The sequence below is a fragment of the Fructilactobacillus sanfranciscensis DSM 20451 genome (assembly GCF_001436035.1).
Taxonomy (GTDB): Bacteria; Bacillota; Bacilli; order Lactobacillales; family Lactobacillaceae; genus Fructilactobacillus; species Fructilactobacillus sanfranciscensis.
In genome coordinates, this window is record NZ_AYYM01000046.1 from 1 (window position 1) to 2350 (window position 2350).

Sequence of the window (2350 nt, forward strand, 5' to 3'; positions counted from 1 at the left end):
CCAATTATCAGTATAGAAGCACTCAGACCATCGCCCTAATTAAACAAAGATTATATTATGCAATGAAGAATAATTATGAAGTTACGATTCAGTTGAATGAATTAGATTCAGAGTTAAAGCCAATTGAGGTTAGCGGACAAATCGAATTTTTAAATGATGATGAATTTCGGTTAGCCCAAAAGAATGAAAGGTTATTAGAAAACATTTGAAACGTTACTTTGGGAAATTAAAAAAGAAACCTGCTACCAAGGCAGGTTTCTTTTAGTATAGAATGAGTTATTTAAGAAAATGAGAAATAGTTCCACATTGAATTAGGACTGAAATTCCTAGATACATGTAAATGGTACCCGTTAGATACTTGCTATACCGATTTAAGAATTGTTCAAGTCGTTTATCTTTGCTAATTACTACAGCTAAGCCAAAGAAAATTACAGCCATCGTTAACATGACACAAAAGGCAACAACTAATTCAAAAGTTGATTTGCGAATAAAAATAGGAATATAGACTGCGATGTTATCAGCTCCACAGGCTGCTACAGTGATGATTACGGTATGTAGAATTAATTTAAACCGTGATTTATTATCTGCTTCTTCCAGAGAATTGTTGTTACTTTTACCAAAGAAACTGGTTAAGGAAAAGTAAATCGGAAATAATCCTAAGAAACCAAGCATCCAAGTTTCTGGAACGGCTCGAAGTAAAATAGCAATTGTCATTGGTGTAACAGTAAGAATGGTTGTTCCAATCATATCCCCAATTAAAATGGGACTTTTGAAACGATGCGCATGGATTAGTAATACTAGCACTAGAATATAATCCATGTTAGTTGAGATATAAGACACGATTGAATTTAAAATAATTTCTAACATATTAATCCTTAAATGAAAAGTTTACTTCTTATTATATTATAAGAATTTTTAATCCTTATAATAAAAACAATGAATTTGTTTAAAATTAACTGTTTTTATTATAAAAACGAACAATAAAACAAAAGTCATGTAATTATACGTCAAAAAACTAATTGACAAAGTGAAAAGTTGTGTTATATTAATATAAATCGAACATTAGACTTCGACTAAAATTTGACGTAAAGGATGTGTTTATGATGACTGAGAAAAAATTAACTCGTGATGAAGTAGATAAACTGGCCAAAACTTTATATAAGGCCTATGCAAAGCAAAAGCCATTAGATATGCATGAATTTCCAGAATTTGATGATGATTCTGCATATGCAATTCAGCGAGAGTTAACTGATTTAAAAGCGAAAAAATTAGGTGGTTATAAGATTAGTCTTACAAGTGAAGAGACGCAGAAAATGTTTGCTGCTACGGAACCACTATATGGTGCTCAACTGGATGAACGATTCTTTAAATCGGGCGTTAAGCTAAAACAATCGATGTTTATGGAACCGTTAGTTGAAGTTGAATTAGTTTTCACTGCTAAAAAGGAATTAGCTGCTACAGATTCTTTAGAAGAGTTGATGGTAAAAACGACCGTTGCACCAGCCGTCGAGTTGCCAGATTGTCGTTTTAAAGACTGGTTCCCTGCATTACCAAAGCATTTAGTGATGGCGGATGCAGCAGTTGGTGGAGCAGTTGTTTATGGTGATGAAGTTCCAGCCGAAGATTTCACTTTAAGCGAGTTAACTAAAATGCATACAGAATTGTTCCGTGATCGAACCAAGGTTGCAGAAGGAAAATCTAGTGAGGTCTTAGGCAATCCCATTAAAGCATTGAAATGGTTAACCGAAAAGTTAGCCGAAACTAATCAAGTCGTTCATGCCGGTGAACATGTCTCAACTGGTACTTTCTTGTTACCAGTTCCATTAACACCAGGAAATTGGGAAGCTGAATTTGACTATGGTTTAAGTGATGTCAAATTTGAAGTAGAAAAATAGAAGATAACTATAGGATAGATTATAAGTATCACAAAAGCCACAGCTAATGATAATAGTTGTGGCTTTTTTATGTTTCAGGTAATTTTTTACTATTTCTAGGCATTATATCAGACTTTTTACGAATCTAATAGGTAGAAGGGAGCATTTGAAACTTGATTTTTTTCATTAATCTACCATATAAAGAACAAATCCCAAGCAGAAATTAAATTACAGAATGTGATAGTAAGATTACAGTATTACAAACGACTTCCTTTTCTTAACCCCACTGTAATGTGAGTGTAATAAATACACTTTATCATGGGTACTGTTGATTAGTTGATGTCACTTATTCATTAATTGAACAACATTCTTAAAACAGAAAACTAGAAACAGTTAATCAAAAAGGAGATTTTATTTTATGAAGTTTAAAGGTTTAAAGACAATTGCAGCCGTAACTGCTGTATCTGCTGGGGTTT

The 2350-nt window shown here is 32.8% G+C and carries 3 protein-coding genes; 2 read left to right on the plus strand and 1 reads right to left on the minus strand.

Features of this window, described 5'->3' with window-relative positions; genetic code table 11:
- Positions 1 to 209 (plus strand): hypothetical protein (locus FD36_RS06255; protein ID WP_235803526.1); only part of this gene is annotated, 209 nt, incomplete at its 5' end.
- 67 nt (positions 210 to 276) lie between these two features.
- On the opposite strand, the gene FD36_RS06260 is transcribed toward FD36_RS06255, so the two are convergent.
- The gene (locus FD36_RS06260) at positions 277 to 867 is read right to left on the minus strand and encodes a cadmium resistance transporter (RefSeq protein WP_056958840.1); all 591 of its coding nucleotides are present in this window, start codon (positions 865 to 867) and stop codon (positions 277 to 279) included.
- A gap of 233 nt (positions 868 to 1100) precedes the next feature.
- Between FD36_RS06260 and FD36_RS06265 the strand changes: the two genes are divergently transcribed.
- Positions 1101 to 1895, plus strand: coding sequence for a 2-keto-4-pentenoate hydratase (locus FD36_RS06265; protein ID WP_337740603.1), 795 nt, complete (start codon positions 1101 to 1103; stop codon positions 1893 to 1895).
- Positions 1896 to 2350 lie beyond the last annotated feature (455 nt).

Excerpts from the sequence above, each read along its gene's own strand:
- FD36_RS06260 (WP_056958840.1), bottom strand. The coding sequence starts at position 867 with ATGTTAGAAATTATTTTAAATTCAATCGTGTCTTATATCTCAACTAAC.
- FD36_RS06265 (WP_337740603.1), top strand. The coding sequence starts at position 1,101 with ATGATGACTGAGAAAAAATTAACTCGTGATGAAGTAGATAAACTGGCC.